The organism is Salinispora pacifica DSM 45544 (assembly GCF_000378845.1).
GTDB lineage: Bacteria > Actinomycetota > Actinomycetes > Mycobacteriales > Micromonosporaceae > Micromonospora > Micromonospora pacifica.
In genome coordinates this window covers 838,824-860,580 of record NZ_KB905359.1, presented here as the reverse complement: position 1 = coordinate 860,580, position 21,757 = coordinate 838,824, and the positions used below count along the sequence as shown (strand labels likewise).

Here is a 21,757-nt window from a genome sequence, read left to right as displayed (position 1 = left end):
GCCGGTTGGTCACAACGGGCCGGCCCAAGACCCGTACGGGCTGGGCAGGGCGAGCCGGTGGCGAGGGACCACCCCGGTCAGTCCTGCGGCAGCAGCTCGTTGATCCGCGCGCGGGGTGGGAAGGCGAGCGCCAGGGTCAGGTCGAGCACGGTGGCGGCGTCAGTGAGCCGCTCCCCGTACAGTTCGCGCAGCTGGCCCATTCGGTAGCGCACGGTCTGCGGGTGCACGAAGAGGTCGGCGGCGACATCGTCGCGGCGGCCGTGGTGCAGCAGCCAGGAGCGCAGCGTCTCGGTCAGTCGTTCGGCGGTGGTGGGTGGCAGCGCCGTCAGCGGCGCCAGCACCCGTGCCCGCAGGTCCGCCAGGCCTTCCGGGTCGTGGCTGAGTAACAGCTCGGCCAGGTGCGCCTCGGTGTCCAGTGGTGCGCCGGCGTCGTCCGGACGCAGCCCCAGGGCGAGCGCCCGGGCGGTCCGCTGCCAGGAGTGGGCGACCTGGGTCCACGGCCGGGGCGGACCGAGCACCGCCCGCCGGTCCTGTAGCAGTCGGGCGAGCTGCCGTCGCCGGTCGCCGTGGGCATCCGGGACGAGTAGTCCGGCGGTCTCGTCGCCGGGCCCATTGCCGGGCAGGTCGTCGGCGCTCTCCAGCGTCTGGCCGGGCAGCAGCTTGAGCACCGGGCGCAGGTTCGACCGGGGCAGCAGCACGGCGGTGAGGGTCTGCGGCGGTGGCCAGTCGGCCCGCTCCGCGCTGCGCAGCAGTACCTCCTCGTCGGCTCCGGTGAGCAGTTGCTGGGTGAGTCGTTCCAGGTTTCGGCGGCGGATGAGGCCGGTACTGGCCAACTCGTCGGCGTGCCCGGCGACGCTGGCGGCGGAGAGCTCGTCGATGTAGGCGAACATCAGCTCGGCGAACTCGGCGACCGTGGCCGCCGGCAGCTGTCCGCGTACGGCGATGGCGGACATCTCCCGCCAGGAAACCCGGGCGCCCACCCGGTACGCGGCGAGCAACGCGTCCACGCTGCGGCCGGAGCGGGCCTCTCCGCTGCCGAGCGCGTACGCGGCCTCAACGGCGGGGGCGAGTGGGGTGCTGGGGTCGGCTCCGTGGGAGCGTTCGACGAGTTGCAGGAAGGTGCCGAGGGCGATCCGTACGGCATTCTCGATCTTGTCCCGCATCTGCCCGGTGAGGGTGCCGGAGTAGCTGGGTACCTCGGCGGTGATCGCGGTGACGGTGTGCTCGGCGAGTAGGGCGAGCCGGTTGCGGAGCTCCACGGCAACCCGGTCATCCAGGTCCAGCCGGGCCGCCCGCCGGGTTGCCTCGGACCGTTCGGCCACAACCTTGTTCCCTTCGTATAAATTTCTGGGTCGGGTTCACCTTCCCAGGTCAAGATTTTATGCCAGTGTGCCGCCACGATCGGGAGATGACCACCACCGTCCAGCGCCCGTCCGCGCCGGCGTCCCTGCGTCGCGGGCTGCTGCGACTCGCCGCGGCGGTCACCACCCCGCTGCTGCCCGACGACTACCTTGACCTGGTCGCCCCGCTGCGTGCCGGCGCCGACCTACGGGGCCGGATCGTCGAGGTGCGTCCGGAGACCCCGGACGCCGCCACCGTCGTGATCCAGCCGGGGCGAGACTGGCAGGGGCACCGCCCCGGGCAGTACGTCCGGCTCGGCGTGGATGTCAACGGCGTGCGGCAGTGGCGGGCCTACTCGGTGACCTCCGCTCCCGGCGACCGCCACGACCCGATCACGATCACCGTCAAGGCGATACCGGACGGCCTGGTCAGCAACCATCTGGTGCGGCACGCTCATCCCGGCATGATTGTGCAGCTTGACCAGGCGCAGGGCGACTTCGTGCCACCGGCCACCCCGCCGGCGCGGGTACTGCTGGTGACCGCGGGCAGCGGAATCACCCCCGTTATGGGGATGCTGCGCAGCGGGGCCCTCACCGGGGCGGACGTCACGCTGGTGCACTCGGCGCCCACCGCGGCGGACGTGATCTTCGGTGCGGCGCTGCGGGACCTCGCCGCCGCCGGCTCGCTCCGGCTGGTGGAGCGGCACACCCGGGATGTCGGCCAGCTCAGCCTCGCCGACCTGGCCGCGCTGGTGCCGGACCATCTCGAGCGGGAGACGTGGGCGTGCGGCCCGGCCGGGCTCCTCGACGCCCTTACCGCGCACTGGACCGCTGCCGGCTTCGGCGAACGACTGCACACCGAGCAGTTCCGCCCGACCATCATCGCGCCGGGCGAGGGCGGCACCGTCACCTTCGGTCGCAGCGGGGTGACCGTCGCCGCCGACGGCAGCACCCCGCTGCTGGAGGCGGGGGAAGCGGCCGGTGTGCTGATGCCGTCCGGCTGCCGCATGGGCATCTGCTACGGCTGCGTCCTGCCGCTGCGCCAGGGTGCCGTCCGTGACCTACGTAACGGGTCGCTCACCACGGCGGTTCCCGGTGACGGTGTCCTCGTCCAAACCTGCGTGTCGGCCGCTGCCGGCCCCTGCGACCTCGAACACTGATTCCGGAGTACCGACGTGACCGTCATGCAACGCAAGCCCGTCAACCCGATCGATCACCTCAGTGCCGAAGACATTGAGGTGATCGGAAAGGAACTGGACGCGATCCGGGACCGGGTGCTGGCCGATCTGGGGGAACGGGACGCCCGCTACATCCGCCGGCTGATCCGGACGCAGCGGCGCCTGGAGTTGGGCAGTCGGGCGGTGCTGCTCTTCTCGCTGTTCCCGCCGGCGTGGATCATCGGCACGGCCGGTCTGTCGGTCGCCAAGATCCTGGAGAACATGGAGATCGGGCACAACATCCTGCACGGCCAGTGGGACTGGATGCGGGACCCGAAGATCCATTCCACGACCTGGGAGTGGGACCACGTCTCTCCGGCCGAGCAGTGGAAGCACTCCCACAACGAGCTGCACCACCGCTACACCAACGTGATCGGCAAGGACAACGACCTCGGGTACGGCATCATGCGCGTTGACGAGGACCAGCGGTGGCACCCGCTCCACCTGGGGCAGCCGGTGTGGAACCTGATCAACGCCTGCTTCTTCGAGTACGGCATCGCCGCGTACGACCTGGAGCTGGGGCGTAACCTGAAGAAGGGCCGGCACCGGGATCCGGCGTTCCGGGCTCGGGCCCGAGCCGTCGGCCGTAAGATCCGCCGTCAGGTCCTGAAGGACTACGTGCTGCACCCACTGCTGTCCGGGCCATCGTTTCTGAGCACGCTCGCCGCGACCTTCACCGCGAACCTGGTCCGGAACCTGTGGAGCCACTCCGTGATCATGTGCGGGCACTTCCCGGAGGGCGTGGAGACCTTCGAGAAGACCTCGATCGAGGGGGAGACCCGCGGCGAGTGGTACCTGCGGCAGATGCTCGGCTCGGCGAACATCAGTGGTAGCCGGTTGCTACACATCATGTCCGGCAACCTCTCCCACCAGATCGAGCACCACCTCTTCCCGGACCTGCCGAGCAACCGCTACCGGGAGGTCGCTCCGGAGGTCCGGGCGCTGTTCGACCGGTACGGCCTGAAGTACACCACCGGATCGCTGCCCCGGCAGGTCTTCTCCGCCTGGAAGAAGGTCATCCGGCTGTCGCTGCCCAACCGTCGGCCCCGCGACCGGGCCAGCAACCGGCCGGCGCCGGCGCTGCGTACCTCTGGTGCCTGAACTGGCGTAGGTGAGTGAGCCCCGGGCCGCCAAGGCGGCCCGGGCTCACCTGTTCCCCACTGGCCCGGGAGTCCCGCTGGCCGACGGCCCCGGGTCGGCCGAGCTCCCGCGACCTGGGCGTGGCTCGGCCCGGGGCTCCGGTCAGGTGGCGAGCAGCCGGTCGCGGACCTCCCGGCGCAGCACCTTGCCAATCTGGGAGCGGGGCAGGTCGTCAACCACCACCACCCGGCGCGGCACCTTGTACGCGGTCAGCTGCTCCCGGCACCTTGCCCGGATGCCCGCCTCGTCGGTGGTGCAGTCGGCGTGCAGCACCACCACGGCGACAACCTCCTCGCCGCCAGCGGCACCGGGCAGGCCGACCGCGGCGGCGTCGCGGATCCCGGGGATCTGCCGCAGCGCCTCCTCCACCTCGGACGGGTAGACGTTGAACCCACCAGTGATGATCAGTTCTTTGATCCGGTCAACGACCCGTACGAAGCCGTCCGAGTTCATCTCCACGATGTCCCCGGTTCGGAGCCAACCGCCGGGCAGCAGCACCGCCGCCGTCTCCTCCGGCCGGCACCAGTACCCGGCGAAGACCTGCGGCCCGCTGATCAGCAACTCGCCCGCCTCGCCGGGGGCACGGTCCTGGGTCGGGTCCTCCGGGTCAACGATGCGGATGTTGGTGGCGGGGAACGGAATGCCCACGGTGCCGGGCTGCCGGGCCGTCGACACCGGATTCCCCAAGGCCACCGGGGAGGTCTCGGTCATCCCGTACCCCTCGACCAGCAGCCCGCCGGTCACCGACTCCCACAGGCCCACGGTGGCCGGGGGCAGCGACATCGCCCCGGAGATGGCATACCGGACGGAGGTCAGGTCGACGCCGCGTTCCCGGGCGGCGACGGCGAGCTTCTCGTAGATCGGCGGTACTGCCGGCAGGAACGTCGGCGGGCGGCGACGTATCGCCTGGAGGGTCTCGTTCACGTCGAAGCGGGGCAGCAGTACCAGGGTCGCGCCGATGCTGACCGAGAAGGTCAGGCAGAGCGTCAGCCCGTAGGCGTGGAACAGGGGTAGCACGCCGTACACGGTCTCGGCGCCGTCGCGGAGTCCCGGCACCCACGCGCGGCCCTGCGCGGCGTTGACACGCAGGTTGCGGTGGGTGAGGATCGCTCCCTTCGGGGTCCCGGTGGTGCCGCCGGTGTACTGCAACAGCGCGGTGTCGTCCGGCTCCGGCGCGGGATGGTCGGCGGCCAACGGTCCGCTGCTGGCCAGCAGGCGTTCCCAGGCCAGGGCGCCCGGTGCGGGGGCGGTGATCGCGGCGCGGGCGGTCCGGGCTCGGGACACCGGTAGCCGCAGCGCCCAGCGCTTGAGCGGGGGTAGGGCCGCGCTGAGATCGACTGCGATGACCGTTTCGACCTTGGTGGTGCCGGCGGTGCGTTGCACCAGTGGCGCGACCTTGTTCCAGACCACGGCGACTCGGGCGCCGTGGTCGGCGAGTTGGTGGGCGAGTTCCTGCTCGGTATAGAGCGGGTTGTGCTCGACCACGATCGCACCGAGTCGCAGCACCGCGTAGAAGGCCACCACGTGTTGCGGGCAGTTTGGCAGGACCAGTGCGACCCGGTCGCCTTGGCCGACGCCGAGGCGGCGGAGCGCCTCAGCGGCCCGTTCCACCTGTGCCGCCAGCTCACGGTAGCTGGTGGTGGCGCCGAAGAAGTCCAGGGCGGTCCGGTCACCGAACCGGTGAACGGCCTCCCGCAGCAGGTCGACCAGGGACTCGTCGGTCGGGGTGATGGTCGTCGGCACCCCCGGTGCGTAGCTACGAAGCCACGGCCGTTCGGCGCTCAGGTTCATGGTGGCCATCCTCCCCACGGTCGTCTACCGGACCGTAACCTACGGTCTGGTAGGAAACCCGGCGAGGTACCTGTCGTCGCACCGCCGATCGAGTGCCCGTGGTCAGTGTCGTCGTTGCGATTGCCGAGTCATCTGGCGCACCTTGACCACCGCCATGATGATCACGACCACCAGCGCGATCGCACCGATAACCATCAGCCATTGGGCCGCCTGCCAGAGCAGTCCCAGCAGGATGAGTGCGGCAGCGACGATGCCGATGACCCAAAGTACTACCCGCATGTCGACCTCCGTCCCGCCCCCGTTGGCGGGGGACGCTCCGCCGCCTTCCCGGCCTGGCCGGCAACATGCCGGGTGGGAACCGGCGAGTTCCTGCCCGCGTGGTCAGCGCTCCGTCTGGTGATCCTGCGCGGCACCGTGCGCTGACCCGGTCGTCCCGGCGGGTCTGCGGCGGCGGCCGGCGACCAGCAGCGCCACCGCCGCGAGGGCGCCGGTGAGGGCGGCTACCAGGATTTTGACCCGGCCATCTCCGGGCACCTGCTGGACCAGGACGAACACGCCCGCGACCACCACGAATCCGCCGAAGGTCCGGCGGAGCACGACCTCGGGCACGCGGCCGGCCAGTCGGGCACCGGCGAGGCTGCCGGCGACGGCGGCGGTGGTGACCGCGGCGGCCAGGCCCCAGTCGATGCTGACGCTGGACAGGTATCCGGTCAGACCCGCGAACGACTTCATCGCTATCACGACCAGTGAGGTGCCGGCCGCGACCGGCATCGGCAGACCACCGAGCAGCGTGAGTGCGGGCACCACCAGGAAGCCGCCACCCGCGCCGACCATGCCGGTTACCAGGCCGACCACGACGCCGTCCAGCAGGACCCGCCGCACCGGGAGCTCGCGTGGCACCATACGGCCGTCGGCGCCACGACGACCGCGGATCATCGCGGCCGCCGTGGCGAGCATCATCACCGCGAAGCCGGTGAGCAGGATCGTCGCCGGGACGAACGCGGCCAGCCGGCCACCGACGTAGGCCCCGGCCATGCCGGCGGCCCCGAAGAGCAGGCCGCTACGCCAGCGGATCCGTCCGGCACGGGCATGCGGTAGTACACCGACCGCGCTGGTCACGCCGACCACCAGCAGCGAGGTGGCGATCGCCTCCTTCGGCGGCAGGTCGGCGACGTAGACCAACAGTGGTACGGCGAGGATGGAGCCACCCCCGCCGAGCAGGCCGAGGCTGAGCCCGATCAGGACGGCCAGCCCGACGGTCAGGGCCAGGGTGAGGCTGATGGTCACGACCGCCGTCCGGTTGGTGTGGCGTCGCGGGTGGGGCTGCTCATGCTCTCCTCGTTCCTGGGCACGCCGATGGGGTGGGCGGGGTCGCCGCTCGTCGCCGGGCGGGGCGGCCGGCTCAGGTACGGGTGGTTTCCGCGCCGATCAGGGGGATTCCGGCCGCCTCGGCCGCTGCGAATCGGTCGTCGATGACGACCACGTCGCGGCCGGCGTTCGCCAACAGCGACCCGGCGACGGTGGCCCGATAGCCGGAGCCGCAGTGCACCCAGACCGCACCGGTGGGCAGGTCGGCGAGGCGCCGGGGCAGCTCGGGTAGGGGCAGGTGTACGGCGTCGGCGATGTGCCCTGCGGTCCACTCGTTGGCCATTCGCACGTCGAGCACCACGTCGGGGGTGGGCAGCCCGGTGGGGAGCCGCCCGGCACGGGCGGCAGCCAGCGCGGCGAAGTCGGCCAGCGGTAGCTTCCGTAGCTGTTCGCGGTCGGCGGCCCACCGCTCGGCCTCGCCGGTGGCCTGGCCGGCCGGCCGGTCGATGCCGATGCGGGCCAGTTCGCGCTGTGCCTCGGCGATCTGCGCGGAGGTCTCGGCGAGCAGGGTGACCGGTGAGCCCCAGCTAATGAGCCAGCCGAGCCAGGTGGACATCGCTCCGTCCAGGCCGAGGCTGACCGTACCGGCCAGATGGGAGGCGGCGTACGCCCTGCGGTGACGTAGGTCAACAACCCACTCCCCGGCATTGACCCGCCGACGCAACGCGGCGGCGTCGGCGCGGGCGACCGGGGTGAGGTTCACCGGTGCCGGACCGTTGAGGTTGGTGACGCCCATGTGGGCGTAGTAGGCGGGGTAGGCGTCCAACCCGGAGAGGGCCTCGGTAATGAAGTCGTCGGCGGCCAGCCGGAGTACCGGGTTAACCCCCTTCTCCCGGCCGATGGTCGATTCTGGGGCGTCGGTTTGGCTGGCGGAGCAGAAGCTGCCGAACCCGTGGGTCGGCCACACCTCGGCGCCGTCGGGCAGTAGGTCTGCCAGCCGTCGGGCCGAGGTGTGCTGGTGGTGGGCCAGTTCGTGGGCGTGTTGCTGGCCGAGCAGGTCGGTGCGGCCGGTGGTGCCGAAGAGGAGCGAGCCGCCGGTGAAGACTCCCGCCGGTCGCCAGTCGCCGTCGTTCGCGTGGTCCAGAATGTAGGACAGGTGGTGGAAGGTGTGGCCGGGGGTGGCGGTCACCCGTAGGCGCATCGTGTCGGAGACCGTCAGGGTGTCGCCGTCGGTGACCGGCAGGTGTTCGAATTCGGCCCGCTCGGCCGCGGCGACCAGGTAGTGGGCACCGGTGACCCGAGCCAGATCGAGCCCACCGGAGACGTAGTCGTTGTGAATATGCGTCTCGACCACGTGGGTGATTCGGACCTTCGCCGCTCCGGCAAGGTACAGGATTCGGTCGATGTCACGCTGTGGGTCAACGACGACCGCTACCTGACCGTCGGAAGCCAGGTAACTGCGGTCACCCAGTGATGAGGTCGCGAGGACCGACACGTTGAACGTCACCGTCGTGCTCCTTCCAGGGCAGAAACCTATACCGCCGGGGGGTATGTGGCGGGCAGGTCGGTGCCTTTCAATTGGCGTGCGGTTACCCCCTCCGGCCGCCGGGATGCGGCCGGAGGGTTGGTTCTTCGGTTGACTCAGGCCAGGGCCAGGAAGAGCTTCTCCAACTCCTTCTCGGTCATCTCGGGTGTCTCGCCCTGTTGCCGGGCGCTGGTGCAGTGCCGCATGCCCGACGCGATGATTTTGTAGCCAGCCCGGTCGACGGCCTTCGACACCGCGGCGAGCTGGGTCAGCACCTCCCGGCAGTCCTGACCGTCTTCCATCATGTCGATCACGGCGTTTAGTTGGCCTCGGGCTCGCTTGAGCCGGGTCAGCGCGTCACCAGTCATCTCGGGTCGAAGCTTCACCTGGCACCTCCGGTACCCACAATACCCCCGGGGGTATCTCGCGTGCTGTGGTCTTCGTCAAGCTGCCGAGGCCCCCGCTGGGTGTGGCGGAGGATTCCTGAGGCCGTACCGGGTCCACCGATCTCGGCCAGGGCCGTACCCCCGGTTCGCCGAACCTGGCGCGATGGGTGCTGGTCCAGAACGAGACAGTGAACCCGACCGGTTGCCACAGGATCGGTTCGTGGCGATGGCGGTGACCCACGCGAAGGCATCGGGCTACGAACGCGTCATCGCCGGCTCCTCCGGCAACGCTGGGTTGGCCGTTGCGGCCGTCGCCGGCGCCGTCGGGCTTCCGGCCGTGGTGGCGGGCTGCACCTGGCTGCCGGAAACGCCTGCGGGGCCGCTGCGGAAGCTCGGCGCCGACCTGCGAACCCTCGACACCGGCCCGGAGCGCGTACGGTTCGTTTACCTGGGTTTGGCCGAGCGGGTGTTGGTCGGTTCGAGGGGCTCATCTTGGTGGCCGTCGTGTTGCTGGCCCGTCGCCGGGCCATCCGACGACCGGTCGCATGAGGACCACCGGGTGGGGTGGCTGGTGTGGTCAGCGGTCGCCGCTACTCGCGGTGTCGAGGAGCTCGCGGAGGTGGGGCGAGTCGATGCTCTTCGCCCGGTACATCGCGGCGTCGGCCCGGTCCAACGCCTCGGAGAGCTGGGCGGGGCAGGTGACCGGCGCCAATCCGACGGAGGCTGTCACCCGCACGCTTGCGGAGTGCAGCCGGATTGGTGCGGCGAGGACATCGTGCAACCGGCGGGTGGCGTGCTCAAGCCACCGCCGCTCGACCTCGGGGGCGGTCAGCAGCCCGGCGAATTCATCCCCACCGAGTCGGGCGACCGGATCGCCTCCCGCAAAGTCGGCGAGCCGCTGGGCGACGTTGACCAGTACCTGGTCGCCGGCGGCGTGTCCGTACCGATCGTTGATCTGTTTGAAGTCGTCGAGATCGAGGACGACGGCGATCAGCGGTCGTCCGTCGGCTCGGGTCAGCAGGGCGGCGGCCAGCCGATGAAAGGCTCGTCGGTTGGGCAGGCCGGTGAGCGGGTCGTGGCTGGCGGCGTGGCGTTCGGCGGCGAGCTCGGCCTGGAGGACGGCGATCTCCGTCTCGGCCTGCACCGCTCGGCGGTGCAGCTGCCAGGAGGAGATGAGGGCGCCCGCGGCGCAGACGCCGGACGCGATCGTCAGCGGATCCGGCATGAGTCCTCCCGTCATGCCGATGCCCCGGCATTGCCGACGGTCACCGACCCCGTGTCTGCCCTGCTAGTCGCCCAGTAAAGGTGACTTACGGTGAGCGGATCGACACCGCTCCCGTCGGCTATCATGCTCGTTGTCCGATGCATATGCAATAGCAGATGCACGTGCAGGAGCCACTCTGTCCACACGTACCCGTCCGGGCTGCGGTATGGACGGATGCATGACGAGAAGGGCGCACATGCAGCCGCTATCGAATGGCGTTCCCGCTCCCGAGCTACCGCCGCTGCGGTGGCAGAAGAGCCGCCGCAGTAATCCCAGTGGCAACTGCGTAGAGCTGGCCGAGCTTCCGGACGGTGCGGGCATCGCCGTGCGCAACTCGCGGCATCCCGACGGCCCCGCTCTGATCTACACCGTGGACGAGATCGCAGCCTTCGTGCTTGGCGCCAGGGACGGTGATTTCGATCACCTGATCCACTGATCCACTGATCCGCGCCGCGCCGCCGGGACCGATTCCCCTCACCGACGGGCCATGGCATGCTGACTCGGCGACCGGGCCAGGTTCGGCCCGGGCGCGTCCAGTAAACGGAGGGGCGGCAGTGGCGACGAGACCCGTTGAGGGGGGGTCATCGGCTGGCCCAACCGTCCTACGGATGATGCTCGGCGCGCAGCTGCGCCGGCTACGCGAGTCCTGCGGGGTTAGTCGGGAGGGTGCGGGCTGGGAGATTCGGGCCTCCGAGTCGAAGATCAGCAGGATGGAGCTGGGACGGGTCGGGTTCAAGGAACGCGACGTCGCGGATCTGCTGACCCTCTACGGCATCACCGACCCAACGGAGCGGGACGCCCTGCTCCACCTTGCCCGGGAGGCGAACAGCCCCGGTTGGTGGCACCGGTACGGGGACGTGCTGCCGTCCTGGTTCCAGGCTTACCTCGGGTTGGAGGCTGCGGCTACCCGGATCCGCACGTACGAGCTCCAGTTCGTACCCGGCCTGCTCCAGACCGAGGAGTACGCCCGAGCCGTCGTGCTTCTCGGTCACAGCCGCGCCGGGTCGGCGGAGATCGACCGTCGGGTCACGCTGCGGATGCGGCGGCAGCAGGTGCTGCACGGGGAGGATCCGCCGCAGCTGTGGGCCGTGGTGGACGAAGCGGCCCTGCGCCGGCCGATCGGCGGCACGGCGGTCATGCGGCAGCAGGTTTCGGCGCTGATCGAGGCGACAACATTGCCGAACGTGCGGCTCCAGGTCGTACCGTTCGCCGCTGGCGGGCACGCGGCCGCGGGCGGCGCCTTCACCATTCTCCGCTTCAGTGACCAGGAACTGCCCGACGTGGTCTACATTGAGCAGCTCACCAGCGCCCTCTACCTCGACAAGCGGGAAGATCTGGAGTTCTACGCGTTGGCGATGGAACAGCTCTGCGTGGAGGCGGAGCCGCCCGAGCGTACGCCGGAACTGCTCGGCCGGATCCTGGCCGAACTACCCTCGGGCTGACTCGGTGGGGCGGGCCTGATCTCGTCGCCGGGTGGGCGCCGCCCGGCTGGGTGCGCTCTCAGGCGGAGTTCGTACCGTATAGCCCATGCCTCGAACCGTGCACGCCCTCCTCGCCGCCAGTACCACCGCCAGCCAGGCCGAACCTCCTCAGGACGGCCTGGTCGGGCACGTGATCGGTCTGGTGGAGCAGCTGGGCGGGCCCGGCGCCGGCCTGGCCGTGGCGCTGGAGAACCTCTTCCCGCCGATCCCCAGCGAGGTGATCCTTCCGCTGGCCGGGTTCGTCGCCGGCCAGGGACGGATGAGCGTCATCAGCGCGATCTTCTGGACCACGTTGGGCTCGCTGGTGGGTGCGCTCGCCCTGTACTACATCGGTGCGGCATTGGGGCGGGACCGGATGCGGGCCATCGCCGCCCGGCTTCCGCTGGTGAAGCTGAGCGACGTCGACAAGACCGAGGAGTGGTTTCTCCGGCACGGCGTCAAAGCGGTGTTCTTCGGCCGGATGATTCCGATCTTCCGAAGCATGATCTCGATCCCGGCCGGGGTGGAGCGCATGCCGGTGTGGACCTTCGTCGTCTACACCACTTTGGGCAGTCTGATCTGGAACACCACCTTCGTCATGGCCGGCTACCTGCTCGGGGACAACTGGCATCTGGTCGAGGAGTACGCCGGTGTGCTCCAGAACATCGTCATCCTGGCCTGCGTGGCGGGGCTCGTCTGGTTCGTCGTCACCCGGCTCCGCCGGTCCCGGACGACCGGGGGAGTGCAGCCCAACGGGCCGGGGGACGAGTTCCCCGCGCCGCTGCCGCCCATCGATGGTGTCCCCGACCCGCAGGGCCGGGGAACCCTCTACCGGAGTAGCTGGTCCGAGGACACCACCGTGAGCTGACAAGTCCGATCGAGGCGCCGGCGGGCTAGCCGAGGTCGATGGCGGGGTAGAGGGGGAAGCCGGTGAGCAGGTCGCTGGCCTGCTTGCTGACCCGGTCGGCAACGCCCGGGTCCAGCACGTACTTCGCCTTCGACGCGGTGCCGTCGGCGTTCGTGCCGGGTGCGGTCCGGCTCAGGACGGTGTGGATCAGCTCGGCTGTGGCGTCCAGCTCGGCGGTGCCGAAGCCGCGGGTGGTCAACGCCGGTGTGCCGACCCGGATCCCGGAGGTGTACCAGGCGCCGTTCGGGTCCTGCGGGATCGCGTTGCGGTTGGTGACGATGCCTGAGTCGAGGAGCGCCTGCTCGGCCTGCCGGCCGGTGAGCCCATACCCGGTCACGTCGATCAGCGCCAGGTGGTTGTCGGTCCCGCCGGTGACCAGCTTCGTGCCCCGACGCTGCAACCCGTCGGCCAGGGCCTCCGCGTTGGCGACGATTCGCCCGGCGTAGTCGACGAAGTCAGGCCGTCGGGCCTCGGCGAGCGCGACCGCCTTGGCGGCCATCACCTGCGGCAGCGGGCCGCCGAGCACCATCGGGCAGCCCCGGTCGACCTGCTCGGCGAGCTCTGGACCGCAGAGCACCAGGCCGCCGCGGGGCCCACGTAGCGACTTGTGCGTGGTGGAGGTCACGATGTGCGCGTGCGGAACCGGGTCGAAGTCACCGGTGAAGATCTTGCCGGCGACCAACCCGGCGAAGTGGGCCATGTCCACCATGAAGGTGGCACCGACCGAGTCGGCGATCTCCCGCAGGATGCGGAAATTGACCTTCCGTGGGTACGCCGAGTAGCCGCCGACGAGGATCAGCGGCTTGAACTCGCGGGCCGCCTCGGCGACCCGGTCGTAGTCGATCAGCCCGGTCTCCGGGTCGGTGCCGTAGCTGCGCTGGTCGAACATCTTGCCGGAGATGTTCGGCCGGAACCCGTGGGTCAGGTGACCCCCCGCGTCCAGCGACATGCCCAGCATCCGCTGGTTGCCCAACTCACGGCGCAGGGCGAACCAGTCGGCCTCGGTGAGGTCGTTGACATGCCGGGCCTGGGCGCGCCTGAGCGCGGGCGACTCGACCCGGTCGGCCAGGACCGCCCAGAAGGCGACCAGGTTGGCGTCGATCCCCGAGTGCGGCTGCACGTAGGCGTACGGCGCTCCGAACAACTCCCGGGCGTGCTCGGCGGCGAGCGCCTCGACGGTGTCGACGTTCTGGCAGCCGGCGTAGAAGCGACGGCCGACCGTACCTTCGGCGTACTTGTCGCTGAACCAGTTGCCCATGGCCAGCAGCGTCGCGGGGGAGGCGTAGTTCTCGCTGGCGATCAGCTTGAGCGACTCACGCTGGTCGGCCAATTCGGCGCGGATGGCGGTGGCCACCCGCGGCTCGACGGCACCGATTACCTCGAGTGCGCTGCGATAGGCGGTGGACTCGGCGTTACCCGACATGTGACCTCCTGGTGAACGTTCCCGGTGGACGTGTGGAGGCCCAGGCGCTCGGCTTGCGTCCGCGTAAGGGCCGTTCCCCGATGGTGCTCCATCCCAAATCGCGCCAGTCCCGGCCCGAGGGGATCCTACCGGGTTCGCGGTGCAGCGCCCGGCCGACGTTCCTCCGCCGTGCGCGCCGGGGCCGCGCCGGGTCGAAGATCGACGGCGATGGGGAGCGCGGCTAGGATCGGAACATGACGGGGCCGGGTGATCGGGCGGACGGTCGGGGGAGTCTGCTCGCAATCAGTGATCTGCACGTGCGGCACGCGGAGAACCGGACGGTCGTCGAGCAGCTGCGTCCGGAGTCGCCGGCGGACTGGCTACTGGTCGCCGGCGACGTGGGAGACACGGTCGCGCAGGTCGAATGGGCGCTGCGGCTGCTGGCCGCCCGGTTCGCGAAGGTGCTCTGGTCGCCCGGCAACCACGAGCTGTGGAGCCTGCCAGCCGACCCGGTGCCCCTGCGCGGCGCCGCCCGCTACGCCCACCTGGTCGAACTCTGCCGGGAGCTCGGCGTCGTCACGCCGGAGGACCCATACCCGGTGTGGGAGGGGCCCGGCGGCCCGGTCACCGTGGCCCCGCTGTTCCTGCTCTATGACTACAGCTGGCGCCCCGAGGGCCTCGACACGTCGCAGGCGGCGCTCGCCGAGGCGTACCGGACCGGGATCGTCTGCACCGATGAGTACCTGCTGCACCCTGACCCGTACGAGAGCCGGTCGGCCTGGTGCGCCGCCCGGGTCGCCGGGACGGCCCGGCGGCTGGCGGAGCGGGACCCGGCGCTGCCGACGGTCCTGATGAACCACTGGCCGCTGCGTCGTGAGCCCACCCGCATTCTTCGCTATCCGATCTTCGCGCAGTGGTGCGGCACCGAGGCGACGGCCGACTGGCATCGGCGTTTCGACGCCGCCGCGGTGGTCTATGGCCACCTCCACATCCCGCGCACCACCTGGTACGACGGGGTGCGCTTCGAGGAGGTGTCGGTGGGCTACCCCCGGGAGTGGCGGCGTCGGGGCGGGCCGCCGGGGCAGCCGCGCCGGATCCTGCCGGCGCCGGCCGGGTCGCCACCGACCGCCTGGTAGCCCGTTCCTTCGCCGGGGGCTACCGGATCCGTGCGGCTGGCGATGCGCGTCCGACCCGGTGCGCGCGGCGGATCACGGCTACGGTGTGGGCGTGGCGACGCCGGCCGAGCAGCTCCGGGTGGGACGGCGGCTGGTCCGCGTCTCCAACCCGGACAAGCCCTACTTCGCCGAGTTGGGGCTGACCAAGCTCGATGTGGTGCGCTACTTCCTGGCCGTCGGCGAGGGCATCCTGCGCGCCCTGCGGGACCGGCCGACGATGCTCGAGCGGTGGCCGCGCGGCGTCTTCGCCGGTGCCAGGATCGCGACGCGGGCGGACAACCGCGGGGACGCCTTTTACCAGAAGCGGCTGCCGGCGGGCGCTCCCGACTGGGTTCGCACCGCGCACCTGACGTTCCCGAGCGGTCGGAGCGCGGACGAACTCGCGCCCAGTGAGCTGGCCGTGGTGGCCTGGGCGGTCAACCTCGGCACGCTCCGGTTCCACCCGTGGCCGGTGTCCCGACCTGACGTCGAGCGACCAGACCAGCTACGCATCGACCTGGATCCGCTACCCGGGGTCGGGTTCGACCAGGTGGTCCCGGTGGCGCACGAGGTCCGCGCCTTCCTCGACGAGCTCGGGCTGGTTGGCTACCCGAAGACCACCGGGGGACGAGGGCTGCACGTCTACCTCACCATCGAGCCACGGTGGGGCTTCGGGGACTGCCGCCGGGCGGTGCTGGCGTTGGGTCGGGAGATCCAGCGCCGTCGGCCCGACCTGGTCACCACCACCTGGTGGCGGGAACAGCGGGATCGGCCGGTCTTCGTCGACTACAACCAGATGGCTCGGGATCACACGATGGCCTCGGCGTACTCGATCCGGCCCACCCCGGCGGCGCTGGTCTCCGCCCCGGTGGCCTGGACCGAGCTGGACGATGCCCAGCCGGAGGACTTCGACATCACCACGATGCCGGCCCGCTTCGCCGAGCACGGCGATCCGCACGCGGGCCTGGACGAGCGGGCATATTCGCTGGAGCCGTTGCTGGAGCTGGCCGACCGGGAGAAGCTGGCGGCGCCTCCGGAGCGTTCAGGGCCCCGGGCGCCTGGGCCCGGGAGACGGAGGGGACGCGGCCGGGCTCCAGGGTGACGTCTCGCCGTCGAACTCGTGGAAGACCAGCCAGGTGCGGCTGGAGAGCACTCCGGGGATGCTCTGCACCCGGGTCAGCACCACGTCTCGCAGCGTGGCGTTGTCCGGGGCCCGGATCAGCGCGAGTACGTCGTGCTCGCCGCCGATCAGCGCGGCGTGCTCCAGGTAGCGCACCTGGGCCAGCTCCGCCGAGACCTCCCGCCAGGTGTTCTGTTCGATGGTGATGGCGATGTACGCCGAGGTGCCCAAGCCGGCGGCCTCCGGTGCCACCCGGGCCCGAAAGCCGGTGACCACACCGTCACGCAGCAACCGCTCCATCCGGGCGTACGCGTTGGTTCGGGAGATGTGCAGGCGCGCGGCGAGCGTCCGCACCGATGTGCGTCCGTCCCGGACCAACTCGGCCAGGATGCGGCGGTCCACATCGTCCAACGGCCGGGCCGATCGTCCCGGCCCGGTCGCCGCGGCCCGGTCTGGGCGGGACTCTTGGCTCATCACAGTACCTCCCTTAGACCAATCATCTTGCGTTTTCGCCGGTTCTTGAGTCAATCATCCGACCACAGGAGCATGGGCGCACCAGATGTCCAGGAGGTACCCGCCGTGACGACCACATCCCGGGCGGTTCGCCGAAAGTCTCGGCCGGCCGCGCCGCCGGACCCGGCCCGCCCGTTCCTGCCCACCACCGAGCAGATTCGCCTGCTCGACCCCGCTGGCACTCCGCTACCGGCGCACCCCGACTACCCGGCGCCCCCGGTGGAGACGCTGGTCGAGCTGTATCGCCGGATGGTGCTCGGCCGTCGCTTTGACCTGCAGGCCACCGCCCTGACCAAACAGGGTCGGCTCGCCGTCTACCCGTCGGCTCGGGGCCAGGAGGCATGTCAGGTCGGCGCGATCCTCGCGCTGCGCGACGAGGACTGGGTGTTCCCGACCTATCGCGAGTCGATGGCGTTGACCGCCCGGGGGATCGACCCCGTCGAGGTGCTGACCCTGCTCCGCGGCGACTGGCACTGTGGTTACGATCCGGCCGTCCGGCGCACCGCCCCGCAGTGCACCCCGTTGGCCACCCAGTGTGTGCACGCCGCCGGCCTCGCCTACGGCGAGGCGTACCAGGGCCGGGACACGGTGGCACTGGCCTTTCTCGGCGACGGCGCCACCAGCGAGGGTGACTTCCACGAGGGGGTCAACTTCGCCGCCGTCTTCAAGGCGCCGGTCGTCTACTTCATCCAGAACAACGAGTACGCGATCAGCGTGCCGCTGTCCCGGCAGACCGCCGCACCCAGTCTCGCGTACAAGGGCGTCGGGTACGGCGTGCCCAGTGAGCGGGTCGACGGCAACGACCCGGTCGCCGTCCTCGCGGTGCTCACCCGGGCCGTGGCGCACGCCCGTGCCGGCCACGGCCCCTTCCTGGTGGAGGCGCACACCTACCGGATGGAGCCGCACACCAACGCCGACGACGCCGCCCGCTACCGGGACGCCGATGAGGTGGCGAGCTGGCAGGACCGGGACCCGGTCGTTCGGCTGGAGACCTACCTGCGGGACCGGGGGGCGTTGGACGACACCACCGTGGCGCGGGTGGCCGCGCAGGCCGAGGAGTACGCGGCCGCCCTACGCGAGCGGATGCACGACAAGCCGACCGTTGACCCGTTGACGCTCTTCGACCACGTCTACGCCGAACCAACGCCGCAGCTGGTCGAACAGCGGGAGCAGGTTCGCGCCGAGTTGGCCGCCGATCAGGAGGGAGCCGGGTGATGGCAGGCATGACCATGGCGAAGGCGCTCAACGCCGCGCTCGCCGACGCGATGCTCGACGACGATCGGGTGGTCGTCTTCGGCGAGGACGTCGGCCAACTCGGCGGCGTCTTCCGGATCACCGACGGGCTGGCGGCCCGCTTCGGCGACAAGCGCTGCTTCGACACTCCGCTCGCCGAGGCCGGCATCGTCGGCTTTGCAGTCGGCCTCGCTATGTCCGGGCTCCGGCCGGTGGTGGAGCTGCAGTTCGACGCGTTCGGGTACCCGGCCTTCGAGCAGATCGCCTCGCACGTGGCGAAGCTGCGCAACCGTACCCGAAGCGCACTGACCGCGCCGATCGTCATCCGGATCCCGTACGCCGGTGGCATCGGTGGGGTGGAGCACCACTGTGACTCCTCGGAGGCGTACTACGCGCACACCCCCGGTCTGAAGGTCGTCACCCCGGCCACCGTGGCTGATGCCTACTCGCTGCTGCGTTCGGCGATCGACGATCCGGACCCGGTTATCTTCCTGGAGCCGAAGAAGCTCTACTTCGCCAGCGCCGAGGCTCAGCTACCGGCCCGGACCGAGCCGTTCGGCCGCGCCGTCGTGCGCCGTCCGGGCACTGACGCCACCCTGGTCGCGTACGGGCCGGCGGTGCCGGTGGCCCTGGCTGCCGCTGAGGCAGCCCAGGCGGAGGGCCGGGACCTTGAAGTCGTTGACGTACGGACGATCGTGCCGTTCGACGACGGCACGATCGCGGCCTCGGTGCGGAAGACGGGTCGGTGCGTGGTGGTCCACGAGGCACAGGGCTTTGCCGGCGTCGGCGCGGAGATCGCCGCGCGGGTGCAGGAGCGATGCTTCCACTCCCTGCACGCGCCGGTGCTGCGGGTTGCGGGATTGGACATCCCGTATCCGGCGCCGATGCTGGAGCACACCCACCTGCCGTCGGTGGATCGGGTGCTCGACACGGTGGCCCGCCTCCAGTGGGACGACCAGCCCGACGAGCGGTGGGTGACGGTCGGATGAGTGAGCGAGTCTTCCTCCTACCGGATCTCGGGGAAGGGCTGAGCGAGGCGGAGATCGTCGAGTGGCGGGTCGCCGTGGGCGACACGGTGACGGTGGACCAGGCCGTCGTGGAAGTGGAGACCGCCAAGGCGGTGGTCGACGTGCCCTGCCCGTACGCCGGACGGGTGGTGGCCCTGCACGGCACGGCGGGCGAGGTGCGGCCGGTCGGCCAGCCCCTGATCACCATCGCGTCGCTGGAGGCGGTCGAGGCGGATGGTGCCCCTGGGGGCTCCGGCGCGCCCGTGGTCAACCGTGAGGCGGAGCAGGATGGCTCCGGGAACGTCTTGATCGGGTATGGGACCGGCCACGGCGGAGCGGCTCGCCGACGCCGGCCTCGGGTTGCTCGGGCCGCACCGACCAGTGTCGTGTCGAGTGGCGCCGTACCGCCCGGTGCTGCCCCGAGTGGCGCCGCCCCGACCGGCACTGCCCCGACCGGCACTGCCCCGACCGGCACTGCCCCGGGTGGCGGCCTCGGGCCAGCAGGCGAGAGCGTTCGGGTCATCTCGCCGATCGTGCGGCGGCTGGCGAAGCAGCGCGGCGTTGACTTGGCCGCCCTGCGTGGTAGCGGCCGCGGTGGCGTGATTCGCCGGGCTGATGTGGAGGCCGCCACCCCGGCTCCGGGCACTGCGCCCGCCGCGAGCGCCGCGCCGGCGGCGGACGCCGTGCCCGCCGACGGGGATGTGATCGTGCCGTTGACCGGCATCCGCAAGGTCATCGCCGATAAGCTCTCCCGCAGCCGGCGGGAGATCCCCGAGGTGACGATCTGGGTGGATGCCGACGCGACCGCCCTGCTGGAGACCCGCGCAGCGATCAACGCGGCCACCCCGGCCGAACCGGTGAGCATCTTGGCGCTGCTCGCCCGGATCTGCCTCTCTGGGCTGCGGAGATTTCCCCAGCTCAATGCTCGGGTAGATAGTGGGGCGCAGCGGATCGTCCAGTCCGCCGGGGTGCACCTGGGCATCGCGGCCCAGACCGACCGAGGGCTCGTGGTTCCGGTGCTGCGCGACGCGCAGCGGCTCACCACCGCCGGGCTGGCCGCCGCGCTGGCCGAGACCACGGCGGCGGCGCGGGCTGGCACGCTGCCACCGACGCGGCTTACCGGCGGGACGTTCACGCTGAACAACTACGGCGTGTTCGGGGTGGACGGCTCCACGCCGATCATCAACCATCCGGAGGCGGCGCTGCTCGGCGTCGGGCGGATCGTGGACAAGCCGTGGGTGGTGGACGGGCAGCTTGCGGTACGGAAGGTGACGCAGCTCAGCCTTACTTTCGATCATCGGGTCTGCGACGGCGGGGTGGCGGGCGGCTTCCTGCGGCATGTCGCGGACTGTGTCGAGCGGCCAGCGGTGCTGATCGCGAACCTCTGACCAGGACGCGGGGCCTGTAAGCCCCGCGTTCCGGTCTCCGCCGCACATTAGGGTGGATTTTGGACAAACTGCCCCGAGTGGCTCGGATATCGACAGTGCACCTGATCGGGACAGGCTCGGAACAGATAGCACAAAGGTGGAAATAAGGGAGGTATTGCGCCGCCGAATTTGTCGAAAAATGCGTTCCCCGGTTGGTGTGGCGGAGAGAATGTGGCGGAGGAGGCGACCAACGGGGGGTGCGCACATGACATTCAGGCGGCGAATGACGCTGCTCGCGGTAACTGTCGCGGCCGTATCGGTGGCGCTCGGCGGGTGCACCGTCGGCAAGCGCGAGGAGGCCCGACCGGCTCCGCCGGAACTGACCGTGACGCCGGCCGACCGAGCGACGGACGTTCCGATCAGCGCCGAGGTCGGCACCGCGGTCAAGGGCGGGACAATTACCGCGGTCCGCGTCACCGACGACACGGGGGCCGAGGTGAAGGGGGAGCCCCGGGAGGATGGCTCGACCTGGGTGCCGAGCACGCCGCTAACGCCAGAACGGACATACACGGCTGAAATTACCGCTACCGGTGATTCCGGTAAAACGACTACGACTCGGAAGACCACCTTCACTACTGGGCCAAAGTCCACGAAACCGACAATTACCAGCACGCTGTACTTCGCGGGTGACCGGACGTACGGAACCGCTATGCCGGTGACCGTCGCGTTCGATCCGCCGATTCCGGAGGAGGCCCGGGCGGCCGTTCAGCGGCGTTTGTTTGTGCGGACCAATCCGTCCCAGCCGGGGGCGTGGTCCTGGGTGTCCGACGGCAGCCAGGTCTACTACCGGGCACCGGACTTCTGGCGACCGGGTACGACGATCAGCTTCCGTGCCGGTCTGGAGGGTCTGCCGATCGGTGAGGAGTACGTGGGCGACGCCGACCGGCGGGCGACGTCGAAGATCGGTCGCCAGGTCTCCTTGGAGATCGACAACGAGACCAAGCAGATGTCGGTGTTCCAGGATGGAAAGCTGCTGCGGGAGCTACCGGTGAGCCTCGGTAAGCCGAGCACGCCGACCTCCAGCGGGAAGATGGTGATCATGGAGAAGCATGAGTTCACCACCTTCGACACCCGCGGCTCGGCGGACCCGTACGTGGTGGATGTCGAGGATGCGCAGCGGCTGACCTGGCAGGGTGAGTTCCTCCACGGCGCGCCCTGGTCGGAGGGAGTCCAGGGGTACCGCAACGTCTCCCATGGCTGTACCAACCTCTCGGCCGGCAGCGCCGACTGGCTGATGGGCGTCACCCAGGTCGGCGACCTGGTGACCATCAAGGGCACCGAGGTGACGTTGGGTGAGGGCAACGGCTGGACCGCCTGGAACGTGAGCTGGGAGGAGTACGTCAAGGGCAGCGCCCTGCCGGTGCCGGCCAGCCTGAAGCCAAGTCCGGCCGCCCCGAACCCGGGTGCGGTGGCCGGCGGCTCCCCCGCACCGGTGCCGTCCGAGGGTAGCGGTTCCCCTGCTCCGGAGCCCTCCGTGAGCGGCGGCTGACCGTCAGCGCTGAGGTGACAAGTGTTCCCGGGCGTTTCCTCCGGCTCACCGGAGGGAACGCCCGGGCCCGGTTG

At 70.5% G+C, this 21,757-nt stretch carries 20 protein-coding genes and 1 riboswitch; of the genes, 11 read left to right on the top strand and 9 right to left on the bottom strand.

All coding sequences use genetic code 11. The annotated features are described in order from the left end of the window. Nucleotides 1-77: 77 nt before the first annotated feature. A complete protein-coding gene (locus SALPAC3_RS0103955) occupies nucleotides 78-1,322 on the bottom strand; it encodes a PucR family transcriptional regulator (RefSeq protein WP_018219974.1) in 1,245 nt (414 codons plus the stop codon). 86 nt (nucleotides 1,323-1,408) lie between these two features. Between SALPAC3_RS0103955 and SALPAC3_RS0103950 the strand changes: the two genes are divergently transcribed. Both SALPAC3_RS0103950 and SALPAC3_RS0103945 read left to right on the top strand, forming a co-directional pair. Beyond that, nucleotides 1,409-2,500 (top strand): ferredoxin reductase, encoded by a 1,092-nt coding sequence (locus tag SALPAC3_RS0103950; RefSeq protein WP_018219973.1) that lies wholly within the window; start codon nucleotides 1,409-1,411, stop codon nucleotides 2,498-2,500. Nucleotides 2,501-2,515: 15 nt separating this feature from the next. Then, entirely contained in the window at nucleotides 2,516-3,658 is a 1,143-nt protein-coding gene (locus SALPAC3_RS0103945) for a fatty acid desaturase family protein (protein WP_018219972.1), read from the top strand. A gap of 141 nt (nucleotides 3,659-3,799) precedes the next feature. Here the strand turns inward: SALPAC3_RS0103945 and SALPAC3_RS0103940 are convergent, their stop codons facing one another. The 6 genes from SALPAC3_RS0103940 to SALPAC3_RS0103915 all read right to left on the bottom strand — a co-directional run bounded on the left by SALPAC3_RS0103940 (nucleotide 3,800) and on the right by SALPAC3_RS0103915 (nucleotide 9,932). Beyond that, nucleotides 3,800-5,488 carry a long-chain-fatty-acid--CoA ligase gene (locus SALPAC3_RS0103940; RefSeq protein WP_026185212.1) on the bottom strand — a complete coding sequence of 563 codons (1,689 nt, stop codon included), beginning with the start codon at nucleotides 5,486-5,488 and terminating at the stop codon, nucleotides 3,800-3,802. 102 nt (nucleotides 5,489-5,590) lie between these two features. Beyond that, a complete protein-coding gene (locus SALPAC3_RS28245; RefSeq protein ID WP_018219970.1) occupies nucleotides 5,591-5,767 on the bottom strand; it encodes a hypothetical protein in 177 nt (58 codons plus the stop codon). 102 nt (nucleotides 5,768-5,869) lie between these two features. After that, on the bottom strand, nucleotides 5,870-6,769 hold the full coding sequence (locus SALPAC3_RS0103930) for a sulfite exporter TauE/SafE family protein (RefSeq protein ID WP_026185211.1): 900 nt from the start codon (nucleotides 6,767-6,769) through the stop codon (nucleotides 5,870-5,872). 121 nt (nucleotides 6,770-6,890) lie between these two features. Next, nucleotides 6,891-8,303: an MBL fold metallo-hydrolase gene (locus SALPAC3_RS0103925; protein ID WP_018219968.1), complete on the bottom strand. Its 1,413-nt coding sequence runs from the start codon at nucleotides 8,301-8,303 to the stop codon at nucleotides 6,891-6,893. 134 nt (nucleotides 8,304-8,437) lie between these two features. Beyond that, nucleotides 8,438-8,707 carry a metal-sensitive transcriptional regulator gene (locus SALPAC3_RS0103920; RefSeq protein ID WP_018219967.1) on the bottom strand — a complete coding sequence of 90 codons (270 nt, stop codon included), beginning with the start codon at nucleotides 8,705-8,707 and terminating at the stop codon, nucleotides 8,438-8,440. A 577-nt stretch (nucleotides 8,708-9,284) separates the two neighbouring features. After that, on the bottom strand, nucleotides 9,285-9,932 hold the full coding sequence (locus tag SALPAC3_RS0103915; protein WP_018219966.1) for a GGDEF domain-containing protein: 648 nt from the start codon (nucleotides 9,930-9,932) through the stop codon (nucleotides 9,285-9,287). Between the two features lie 235 nt (nucleotides 9,933-10,167). Between SALPAC3_RS0103915 and SALPAC3_RS0103910 the strand changes: the two genes are divergently transcribed. From SALPAC3_RS0103910 to SALPAC3_RS0103900, 3 genes are all read left to right on the top strand, one after another. Further along, nucleotides 10,168-10,407 (top strand): DUF397 domain-containing protein, encoded by a 240-nt coding sequence (locus SALPAC3_RS0103910; RefSeq protein ID WP_018215227.1) that lies wholly within the window; start codon nucleotides 10,168-10,170, stop codon nucleotides 10,405-10,407. Nucleotides 10,408-10,579: 172 nt separating this feature from the next. Next, nucleotides 10,580-11,413, top strand: coding sequence for a helix-turn-helix domain-containing protein (locus tag SALPAC3_RS0103905; RefSeq protein WP_018219965.1), 834 nt, complete (start codon nucleotides 10,580-10,582; stop codon nucleotides 11,411-11,413). 85 nt (nucleotides 11,414-11,498) lie between these two features. After that, a complete protein-coding gene (locus SALPAC3_RS0103900) occupies nucleotides 11,499-12,299 on the top strand; it encodes a DedA family protein (RefSeq protein WP_018826845.1) in 801 nt (266 codons plus the stop codon). Nucleotides 12,300-12,324: 25 nt separating this feature from the next. Here SALPAC3_RS0103900 and SALPAC3_RS0103895 read toward each other — a convergent pair whose 3' ends face one another. Continuing rightward, on the bottom strand, nucleotides 12,325-13,761 hold the full coding sequence (locus SALPAC3_RS0103895) for a glycine hydroxymethyltransferase (RefSeq protein ID WP_018219963.1): 1,437 nt from the start codon (nucleotides 13,759-13,761) through the stop codon (nucleotides 12,325-12,327). A 31-nt stretch (nucleotides 13,762-13,792) separates the two neighbouring features. Continuing rightward, nucleotides 13,793-13,882: riboswitch (ZMP/ZTP riboswitch) on the bottom strand. A 112-nt stretch (nucleotides 13,883-13,994) separates the two neighbouring features. On the opposite strand from SALPAC3_RS0103895, the gene SALPAC3_RS0103890 reads away from it, so the two are divergent. Both SALPAC3_RS0103890 and SALPAC3_RS0103885 read left to right on the top strand, forming a co-directional pair. Continuing rightward, on the top strand, nucleotides 13,995-14,876 hold the full coding sequence (locus SALPAC3_RS0103890; RefSeq protein WP_018219962.1) for a metallophosphoesterase family protein: 882 nt from the start codon (nucleotides 13,995-13,997) through the stop codon (nucleotides 14,874-14,876). 91 nt (nucleotides 14,877-14,967) lie between these two features. Continuing rightward, the gene (locus tag SALPAC3_RS0103885; protein ID WP_050563725.1) at nucleotides 14,968-15,996 is read left to right on the top strand and encodes a DNA polymerase domain-containing protein; all 1,029 of its coding nucleotides are present in this window, start codon (nucleotides 14,968-14,970) and stop codon (nucleotides 15,994-15,996) included. Here SALPAC3_RS0103885 and SALPAC3_RS0103880 read toward each other — a convergent pair. Then, nucleotides 15,937-16,488, bottom strand: coding sequence for an Lrp/AsnC family transcriptional regulator (locus tag SALPAC3_RS0103880; RefSeq protein WP_018219960.1), 552 nt, complete (start codon nucleotides 16,486-16,488; stop codon nucleotides 15,937-15,939). The two genes, SALPAC3_RS0103885 and SALPAC3_RS0103880, sit on opposite strands and share 60 nt — an antisense overlap. Nucleotides 16,489-16,560: 72 nt before the next feature. Between SALPAC3_RS0103880 and pdhA the strand changes: the two genes are divergently transcribed. The 4 genes from pdhA (at nucleotide 16,561) to SALPAC3_RS0103860 (ending at nucleotide 21,683) form a co-directional block, all read left to right on the top strand. After that, nucleotides 16,561-17,742, top strand: coding sequence for a pyruvate dehydrogenase (acetyl-transferring) E1 component subunit alpha (gene pdhA / locus SALPAC3_RS0103875; RefSeq protein ID WP_018219959.1), 1,182 nt, complete (start codon nucleotides 16,561-16,563; stop codon nucleotides 17,740-17,742). After that, complete coding sequence (locus SALPAC3_RS0103870) at nucleotides 17,742-18,749, top strand: alpha-ketoacid dehydrogenase subunit beta (protein ID WP_026185208.1); 1,008 nt, start codon at nucleotides 17,742-17,744, stop codon at nucleotides 18,747-18,749. The genes pdhA and SALPAC3_RS0103870 overlap by 1 nt, the downstream gene beginning before the upstream one ends. Beyond that, a complete protein-coding gene (locus tag SALPAC3_RS0103865) occupies nucleotides 18,731-20,155 on the top strand; it encodes a dihydrolipoamide acetyltransferase family protein (protein ID WP_018219957.1) in 1,425 nt (474 codons plus the stop codon). The genes SALPAC3_RS0103870 and SALPAC3_RS0103865 overlap by 19 nt, the downstream gene beginning before the upstream one ends. 262 nt (nucleotides 20,156-20,417) lie before the next feature. Then, nucleotides 20,418-21,683 carry a L,D-transpeptidase gene (locus SALPAC3_RS0103860; protein ID WP_018219956.1) on the top strand — a complete coding sequence of 422 codons (1,266 nt, stop codon included), beginning with the start codon at nucleotides 20,418-20,420 and terminating at the stop codon, nucleotides 21,681-21,683. Nucleotides 21,684-21,757 lie beyond the last annotated feature (74 nt).